At 43.5% G+C, this 9,688-nt stretch carries 6 protein-coding genes; all 6 read left to right on the top strand.

Annotated features, from left to right (window positions below; all coding sequences use genetic code 11):
- A partial coding sequence (locus E1176_RS11730) for a glucoamylase family protein (RefSeq protein ID WP_425482578.1) occupies positions 1 to 1,352 on the top strand: 1,352 nt, incomplete at its 5' end.
- On the top strand, positions 1,345 to 2,097 hold the full coding sequence (locus tag E1176_RS11725) for a carboxylesterase family protein (protein ID WP_155210803.1): 753 nt from the start codon (positions 1,345 to 1,347) through the stop codon (positions 2,095 to 2,097). The genes E1176_RS11730 and E1176_RS11725, both read left to right, overlap by 8 nt.
- A 6-nt stretch (positions 2,098 to 2,103) precedes the next feature.
- Positions 2,104 to 4,389, top strand: coding sequence for a beta-glucosidase BglX (gene bglX / locus E1176_RS11720; protein ID WP_155210802.1), 2,286 nt, complete (start codon positions 2,104 to 2,106; stop codon positions 4,387 to 4,389).
- An 8-nt stretch (positions 4,390 to 4,397) separates the two neighbouring features.
- Positions 4,398 to 6,929, top strand: coding sequence for a glycoside hydrolase family 2 TIM barrel-domain containing protein (locus tag E1176_RS11715; RefSeq protein WP_155210801.1), 2,532 nt, complete (start codon positions 4,398 to 4,400; stop codon positions 6,927 to 6,929).
- Between the two features lie 4 nt (positions 6,930 to 6,933).
- Positions 6,934 to 8,451, top strand: a complete 1,518-nt coding sequence (locus tag E1176_RS11710; RefSeq protein WP_155210800.1) for a sulfatase family protein — start codon at positions 6,934 to 6,936, stop codon at positions 8,449 to 8,451.
- A gap of 58 nt (positions 8,452 to 8,509) precedes the next feature.
- Positions 8,510 to 9,688, top strand: a 1,179-nt coding sequence (locus E1176_RS11705) for a family 43 glycosylhydrolase (protein ID WP_155210799.1), incomplete at its 3' end; no start/stop codon positions are given.

Below are 9,688 nucleotides of genomic sequence, written 5' to 3'. Positions count from 1 at the left end.
ATAGAAATCTACTTTATGCCATTTTAGTTGGTCTGACGTTTAGCATGATGTCTTGTGGGGATAGTGCTGATAAAAAATCATCAGCTACTCAGGAGAATAAAAGCGAAATAAGCGAAGACTCATTACTCACTAAACTACAATATCAAACCTTTCAGTATTTCTGGGAAGGGGCTGAACCCAATAGCGGAATGGCCAGAGAGCGCATTCACATGGATGATATCTACCCCTCTAATGACAGAAATGTGGTAACATCTGGAGGCTCAGGTTTTGGTGTAATGGCCATTTTAGTAGGTATAGAAAGAGGCTTTATCAAGAGAGAAGCTGCGGTGGAGCGGTATGAGAAAATCCTCAACTTTCTCGAAACCGCAGACCGTTTCCATGGAGTGTACCCTCACAGGTGGTATGGAGATACAGGTAAGGTAAAACCTTTTAGTAAAAAAGATGATGGTGGAGACCTGGTTGAAACAGCCTTTCTCATGCAAGGGCTACTGGCGGTGAGAGAGTATTTCAAAGAGGGCAATGAAAGGGAAAAATCCATTGCCAGCCGCATAGATAAAATCTGGAGAGAAGTAGAATGGGACTGGCACACTAAGGGTGGTGAAGATGTACTTTACTGGCATTGGTCGCCCAACTATGGGTGGGAAATGAACTTCCCTGTAGGCGGGTATAATGAGTGTCTGATTATGTACGTATTGGCAGCTTCTTCGCCTACCCACCCGATCGAGCCGGAAGTATATCACAAAGGATGGGCCCTGGATGGCAAAATTGAGACAGACCAAACTTACTATGATTACGACCTTGTACTCAATCATTACGAGCATGATGAGGCAAAAGTAGGCCCTCTTTTCTGGGCGCATTATTCTTACCTGGGGCTCAACCCCAAAGGTTTGAAAGACCAATATGGTGAGTACTGGACACTCAATCAGAATCATGCTAAAATACATTATGCCTATTGTGTAGAAAACCTCAAAGGTTATAAAGGTTATGGTGAGAAGGCGTGGGGTCTTACATCCAGCTATTCAATGAAAGGTTACTCAGGGCATCGACCAGATAAGGACCTCGGGGTAATTTCACCAACGGCTGCACTTTCTTCATTTCCATATACACCAGAAGAAAGCATGACAATGCTACAATATCTCTATAACGATGCAGACTCATTAGTAGGCGAGTACGGGCCTTACGATGCTTTTAACCTTACCAATGGCTGGTATTTGCCAAGGTATCTGGCTATAGATCAGGGGCCTATTCCAGTAATGATAGAAAATCATCGCTCGGGCCTCATATGGGACTTATTCATGCAAGCGCCTGAGGTTAAGGAAGGTTTAGATAAACTGGGATTTAGTTATGAATAAATTTCTTACAGCACTTCTAATTTTTGTTTCTATGGCCGGTTTTGCTCAGAATAAATTTGAGAAAGGCAGCCATAAAGGGCTCCCATTTCGGGTGTTGTTTCCCGAGAACTTTAATCAGGATGAAAAGTATCCGGTTATTCTATTTCTTCACGGGGCAGGTGAGCGAGGCAGTGATAATGAGAAGCAATTGGTGCACGGAAGCGATTTGTTTATCAATCAAAAGATCAGCCCGGCCATCGTAATCGCACCCCAATGCCCGCAGGATGATTATTGGGCTAAAGTAGATGTTAAGCGCAGTTTGGAGGGGAAACGGATTTTCTCCTTTCCTGCTGAAAGTACACCTACCGATGCCATGCAGTCCGTGATGCACCTGGTGGATTCTGTTCGCCAGTTAGGGTTCGTAGATAAATCCCGATTATATGTAGGCGGCCTTTCAATGGGAGGCATGGGTACATTCGAGATTTTATCAAGAAGACCAGAGGTGTTTGCCGCAGCCTTCCCTATATGTGGAGGTGGTAATCCACAAAATGTTACGACCTATGCCGATGAGGTCGACCTGTGGGTGTTTCACGGGGCTAAAGACGATATAGTACCTCCAGCCTTATCAGAACAAATGGTAGATGCAATCAAAAAAGCAGGAGGTGACGTGAAGTTTACACTGTACCCCGAGGCTAATCACAATAGCTGGGACAGTGCGTTTGCGGAGCCGGAATTATTAACGTGGTTATTTTCTAAAAGTAAGTAAAAAGCTATGATCAAACAGACAATATTAAACTTAGCCGTAGGTATATTAATTGTGTCCTGCGCTGGAGAAGCACAAATAAGCAGTACCGATAATTCAGGATTTGTAGATTCCCTCATGAACGAAATGACGCTTGAAGAGAAAATCGGGCAGTTAAATTTACCTAGTTCCGGTGCCTTCACTACAGGAGAAGCTGCCAACTCTGATATAGCGGGTAAAATTAAAAAAGGTCAGGTTGGAGGCTTGTTCAATATCCAGCAAGCAGCCAGAATCCGTGAAGTTCAGAAGGTTGCAGTAGAGCAGTCTCGCCTGGGTATACCTCTAATTTTTGCAATGGACGTGATTCATGGCTATAAGACCATATTTCCAATTCCGCTGGGTTTATCATGCTCCTGGGACACTGAGCTTATTGAGAAAACGGCCAGAACAGCCGCACGTGAGGTAAGTGCCGATGGTATAGCCTGGACTTTCTCCCCAATGGTAGATATTTCAAGAGACCCACGGTGGGGTAGAGTGGCAGAAGGCAATGGTGAAGACCCTTACCTGGCTTCGGAAATAGCACAGGCTATGGTTAGAGGCTATCAGGGAGATGATTTACGTGACCCCACAACCATTATGTCATGTGTGAAGCACTTCGCCTTGTATGGTGCAGCAGAGGCCGGCCGTGATTATAACACCACCGATATGAGCCGATTGAGAATGTATAACGATTATTTCCCTCCTTACAAAGCCGCTGTAGATGCTGGTGTTGGCAGTGTGATGACATCTTTCAATGAGGTTGACGGTATTCCTGCCAGCGGTAACAGGTGGCTGATGACTGAAATTTTGAGAGAAGCCTGGGGATTCGATGGCATGGTGGTTACAGACTATACTGCTATCAACGAAATGATAGATCATGGCATGGGTGATTTGCAGCAGGTATCAGCTTTGGCGCTAAAGGCGGGAAGCGATATGGATATGGTTGGGGAAGGTTATTTGACTACCCTCAAAAAATCATTGGAAGAAGGCTCAATCACAGAGGCTGATATCGATAGGGCGTGCAAGCGCATTTTGGAAGCTAAATATAAGCTAGGCCTGTTTGAAGACCCTTACCGTTACTGCGATGAGGAGCGGGGCTCGAAAGAAATTTTCTCCGATGAGAACAGGCAATTTGCCAGAGAGACAGCAGCGCAGACCTTTGTTTTACTTAAAAACGAAGACAACATTCTTCCACTAAAGAAAGGGGGCACAATTGCACTTGTTGGTCCTATGGCCGATAACAAACTAAACATGAACGGCACATGGAGTGTGGCAGGGCAGCACGACAAGGCTATTTCTCTTAAAGAGGGTATTACTAACGTAGCAGGAGATGATGTAAAGATTGTATTTGCCAAAGGAGCCAATATTGTGAAAGATGCTAAGCTGGAATCCCGAATCAGTGTTTTTGGCAAGTCGACTTATAGAGACGATCGGTCTGAGGATGAAATGATTAAAGAAGCATTGGAGGCTGCAAAACAGGCAGATGTAATTGTGGCTGCGATGGGTGAAGCTTCTGAAATGAGCGGTGAAAGCTCAAGCAGATCAGATATAGAACTACCCGCTACACAGCGCAAACTATTGAAGGCCCTATTGGAAACAGGTAAACCTGTAGCCATGGTATTATTCACAGGCAGACCTCTAGCCATCAAATGGGAGGATGAGAATGTACCAGCCATACTCAATGTGTGGTTTGCAGGTAGTCAGGCAGGTGATGCGATTGCCGATGTGCTCTTTGGCGATGTTAATCCATCAGGTAAACTCACAGCCACATTCCCTCAAAATGTGGGGCAGGTTCCTATTTATTACAGCCACAAAAATACGGGTAGGCCGCTGGCCGATGGCAAATGGTTCCAGAAGTTCAGGTCAAACTACCTGGACGTTACCAACGAGCCCCTCTACCCTTTTGGCTATGGGCTCAGCTATACCACATTCGATTATAAAAACTTAAACCTGAGTGGAGAAGAAATTTCAATGGATGGTGAGTTGAAGGTATCTGTTGAAGTGACCAACACTGGAACTGTCGATGGGGCTGAAATTGTGCAGCTCTACATCAGAGATTTAGTTGGCTCGATTACCCGACCTGTAAAGCAGCTTAAGGGTTTTGAAAAGGTGAAATTGGCTGCTGGAGAGACTAAAACGGTTGAGTTTACCCTCACAGAGAATGATTTGGCTTTCTACCACCACGACATGACTTTTAAAGCAGAGCCGGGTAAGTTCAAGGTGTTTGTGGGGCCAAGCTCTGCAGAGGGTTTAGAAGGTGAATTTACGCTGAACTAAACCAGCCGATGAAGCAGATTTTTGGAATAGGTATTTTCCTCTGTTTGGCCTTCAGCCTGAGCGCCCAACCTGGTCGCCATGTGGAGAGCTTAAATACAAATTGGGAATTTCACAAAGGTGATATAGGAGAAAATATAGAATGGAGTTCCATAAATCTGCCACACACATGGAATAAGACAGACCCGTTTGATGATGAGCCTGGGTATTACCGGGGCATAGCCTGGTATAAGAAAGAGTTTCAAATTGATAACACCGAAGGTCAATGGTTTTTGAGGTTTGAGGGTGCCAATCAAACGGCAGAAGTATATGTAAATGATCAACTGGCCGGTAAGCATATTGGAGGTTATACGGCCTTCAATGTGCCCGTTTCAGATTTTATAAAGTCAGGCACAAATAAGATAATGGTTCAGGTTGAAAACAGCCATAATCCCGATATAGTCCCAATAAAAGGAGATTTTAACTTCTATGGAGGGATTTATCGGGATGTGTGGCTTATCAATACGGCCGACACACATTTCAATTTGAGCAAGTATGGGGATCAGGGGATTTTTATCACTACACCTGAGGTTTCAAATGAAGAGGCAACAATAGCCGTCAGGCTTGATATTGAGTCTCAGTCCGAAGTGAACACCACAGTTCATTATCGCTTGTATTCCCCAGATCGGCAAATGATATTAAAGAAGCAATTACAGGTTGTGCTGGTTCAGGGTCTCAACACGGTAACTCATCACTTACCAAAAGTTGAGACCCCTGAACTTTGGCACACTGATAGTCCCTCACTATATCAACTGGAGATTAATCTGCTGGATAGCGAGGGGAATCAACTCGATAACCAAATTATACCCGTTGGCTTTAGATGGTTTGAGTTTGATGCTAACGAGGGTTTCTTCATTAATGGGTCTCATTTGAAATTAGTTGGTTCTAACCGTCATCAGGATTATGAGGGCCTTGGCAATGCGCTTTCTGATAATCGCCACATAGAAGACATCAAGCTCATCAAAGACATGGGCAGTAATTTCTTCAGAACGGCCCATTACCCGCAAGACCCTGCAGTGCTTCGGGCAAGTGATCAATTAGGTCTTTTGGTGAGTATGGAGATCCCCCTTGATCATGATATCACAGACTCAAAGGCTTTCTATGACAATTCAGAGTTTATGATGCAGGAGATGATCAGGCAGTATTACAATCACCCGAGTGTTATTATTTGGGCTTATATGAATGAGATGTTGCTTGGTAGAAATCTGGAAAAAGATAGTACACACATAAAAAAAATTGTTGACTTCGCCCAGAAGTTGGAAGATCTCACACGCAGTGAAGATTCGACACGCTATACCATGATACCCAACCATGGAGCACTGGAGCTTTATCATAAAGCTGGTCTTACTCAAATACCTATGCTGGTCGGCTGGAATCTCTATTTTGGCTGGTACGAATCAGAGTTAGGTGGAGGAGGGTTTTTAGATGATTTCCATAAACTGGTGCCTGACAAACCCGTGTTGGTTACAGAATATGGTGCAGGTGCCGATCCTCGCATCCGCTCTTTTAACCCTGAAAGATTCGATTTCTCTATAGAGTGGCAAACCAAATTTCACCAGCAAAATTTAAAAGACATTATGAGCAGACCTTATGTGGCTGCCACAGCCATTTGGAATATAGCCGATTTTGGTTCTGAAGGTAGAAATGATGCCGTGCCCAAGATCAACAGCAAAGGTGTAGTATCAACCACCCGAATGCCAAAAGATGCTTACTACCTCTATCAAAGCTGGCTTAAAACAACCCCTTTTGTGAAAATTGGAGGCTGTGACTGGTCAAATCGACAGGCTTATAACAACACTCAGCCTATAGAAGTATTCTCCAATGGAGAGAATACAAGTTTGCTTGTCAATGGCCAAAAGGTTGAGAGCCTATCTACAGACCTCCACTTAAGCACATGGCAGGTCGAGTTTGAAGAGGGTACTAATACATTAGAAGCCAGAACTGAATATGATATTAAAACAGTAAGTGATGTTTGCCAGATAAACTTTCAGAAAGTGGGGCCAGATTGGCTTAGCACCAACTCGCTTCACATCAATGTTGGGTCAAGCTTTTATTTTATCGACCCAATTGATAATGTAACATGGTTACCGGATACAAAATTTACCAGTGGCACTTTGGGCGGGTTTACAGCAGGTAAAATGTACCAACCCAGAGATCGTGGTGTGGGTACAGATCGTAGTATTTCAAACACACAAAATGATCCGGTTTACCAGACAGGTCGCTTGGGAGGTAAGTACAAATTTGACCTAAAAAGTGGTAGCTACGAGCTCACTTTTCATTGGGCCGAAACAGATCGCAATTACCTTGAAGGCAAACAACGGGTGTTCAATGTGCTGGCAAATGGTAAGGCAATATGCAAAGAAGTCAATTTGAGTACCCTGCCTTTCAGCTCAGCTTTTTCTAAAAAAGTAATTGTGGGTGTGGAAGATGAAGGCCTTGAGATTGCCTTGCAGGCAGTTGAAGGTGATCCGATAATTAATGGAATTGAAATTAGAAAACTATAAAAATATGAAACGCACATGTGTTTTATTGGCACTTGCTATCGCGACCATGGTGGTCGGCTGTCAAACCAAAGATAGTAGGGAGCAAGAGAGCTCACCGCTGGAACTTGCCCGTACTGACGATTCGTCAAAACCATTGAATGTAGTGTTTATTTTGAGCGATGACCACCGGTACGATTTTATGGGCTTTACTGGCAAAGTGCCTTTCTTAAAAACGCCAAATATGGACCGTATGGCTAAAGAAGGCACCCATATTCAAAATGCTTTCGTAACTACGTCTTTATGCTCTCCAAGCAGGGCTTCTATCCTAACCGGGCAGTTTTCACATCGTCATCAGGTTATTGATAATCAGTCGGCTATAGGAGATACATCCATGTTTTTTCCACAGTATTTAGAAAAATCAGGCTATGAAACTGCCTTTTTCGGCAAGTGGCATATGGGTGAGCATCACGCTAAACCTAGAAAAGGCTTTACCCACTGGGAGAGCTTCAAAGGGCAAGGCGTTTACTACAACCCTACGCTCAACATCAATGGAAAAGAGCAAAGCTTCGGAGATTCTACTTACATCACCGATTTGCTCACGGAGCATGCTGTCGACTGGATAGAGAAGAGAGATAAAGAAAAACCGTTTTTTATGTATCTCTCGCATAAAGGAGTGCATTCGGAGTTTGCTCCTGCCCAACGCCATGTTGATAATTATGAAAAGGAAAGCCCTAACTATCCATCCACCATGTATCCCGAGAAGGTTGATAAGGAAGAGTATGACTATGAAAATGTGCCAGAATGGGTAAAGAAACAGCGCCATAGCTGGCATGGAGTGGATTATATGTACCATGGGCAGATGGATTTTGATACTTTTTACAAGAAGTACAATGAGACTTTGCTCTCTGTAGATGAAAGCATAGGTGAAGTAATAGCAGCGCTTGAGAAAGAAGGTATTCTTGAAAATACCGTAGTCTTTTATATGGGAGACAATGGCTTTTCTTTTGGAGAACATGGCCTTATCGATAAGCGACAAGCCTATGAAGAATCCATCCGAGTACCACTTCTGGCGTTTGGTGGGGGTGATTTATTGGCCAAAGATAGTGTAGATCAACTCATCCAGAATATTGATATCGGGCCGACCGTACTGGCTATGGCAGGTTTGGAAACCCCTAAAAATATGGATGGGAAATCCTTCCTGCCCATCCTGAAAGGAGAAAATCCTGAAAATTGGAGGAAAAGGATATATTACGAGTATTTCTGGGAGCGACCCTTTCCTCAAACGCCAACGGTTCATGCGGTAAGAACTGATAAGTACAAGTTTATCAGATACTATGGGATTTGGGACCTAAATGAGTTATACGACCTGGAAAATGATCCTTATGAAACTCGCAATCTTATTAGGAGCCCTGAGCATAAAGAGATAGCCAAAACATTGCGAAACGACATTTTCGATTGGCTAGAGGCGACTGGGGGCATGCAAATCCCTCTCAAAAGAGATGGTGGAGCACGTTTCGATCACGGATACAAAGGTACCTATTAAATTATCCTACTAAAACCTTTTAGGGTTAGTAGGTTTCTAAGATAAAGACATTAAAGAAATGAATTTTAAACTCATACTCTCAATACTTCTGGCCACAATACTCATTGGCTGTGAGTCGGATAAAAAGAATGGGAAAACGTTATCAGAATCAGTAAGTGTTAGGAAAAATTACAATACTTACTGTAACCCGATTGACATAGACTACTCCTATATGTCGCATTATCGAGCGAAGAATAATGTTTCTTACAGATCAGGGGCAGATCCGGCCATTGTTAATTATAATGGCAGATACTTTCTTTTTGTAACACGATCTCATGGGTATTGGACTTCTGACGATATGAGCAATTGGAGCTTTATAAAACCTCAGAGTTGGTATTTTAAAGGAAGCAATGCACCAGCTGCGGCCGTTAGAGACGGAAAAATCCTTGTTTATGGCGATCCCTCAGGGCGTGGACCTGTTTTAGAAACCACCAATCCCGACCTGGGTGATTGGAAAACTAACTATGCCGTGCTCAATATGCCACATGGTATACAAGACCCTAATATATTTGTTGATGATGATAACCGTGTTTACCTCTATGAAGAATCATCGAATAAATGGCCTATTCGTGGTATCGAACTAGACCCAGATAATTTTTATGTACCCATTGAGGAGCAAGTTGACCTGTTTAACCTCGAGCCCGACAAGCATGGTTGGGAACGATTCGGCCAGGACCACAAATCAGACATCAAACCCTTTATTGAAGGGCCTTGGATGATGAAGCACAACGGTAGATATTACCTGGAATATGGTGCGCCAGGCACTCAATGGAATGTATATGCCGATGGGGTGTATACCAGTGACAGTCCACTTGGGCCATTTACATATGCTCCTTATAACCCTATTTCATATAAGCCGGGTGGTTTCTTAAAAGGATCAGGGCACGGAAGTACCGTAAAAGATAATAGTGGTAATTATTGGCACTATGCCACTATGGCCATTTCTGTTAACTATAAGTTTGAAAGAAGAATTGGTATGTACCCCGCAGGCTTTGAGGAGAATGGGCAAATGTATGTAAACACAGCCTACGGAGATTACCCTCACTACCTACCTGATACTGAGGTTGACAATCATAAAAGCCGATTTACAGGATGGATGCTGCTTTCTTACAACAAACCTGTTTCTACAAACTCTCCTATAGTTAAAAAAGATATTAATGTAGTAGACGAAAGTGAGGGTGGCTACATGCAGGAGCAG

Source organism: Fulvivirga aurantia, from assembly GCF_009711475.1.
Classification (GTDB): domain Bacteria; phylum Bacteroidota; class Bacteroidia; order Cytophagales; family Cyclobacteriaceae; genus Fulvivirga; species Fulvivirga aurantia.
The sequence above is the reverse complement of the archived record's forward strand: the minus strand, read 5'-3'. Positions and strand labels throughout refer to the sequence as shown.

What these genes read in the sequence shown, in the direction of transcription:
- E1176_RS11725 (WP_155210803.1), top strand. Translation starts at nt 1,345, where the DNA reads ATGAATAAATTTCTTACAGCACTTCTAATTTTTGTTTCTATGGCCGGT.
- bglX (WP_155210802.1), top strand. Translation starts at nt 2,104, where the DNA reads ATGATCAAACAGACAATATTAAACTTAGCCGTAGGTATATTAATTGTG.
- E1176_RS11715 (WP_155210801.1), top strand. Translation starts at nt 4,398, where the DNA reads ATGAAGCAGATTTTTGGAATAGGTATTTTCCTCTGTTTGGCCTTCAGC.
- E1176_RS11710 (WP_155210800.1), top strand. Translation starts at nt 6,934, where the DNA reads ATGAAACGCACATGTGTTTTATTGGCACTTGCTATCGCGACCATGGTG.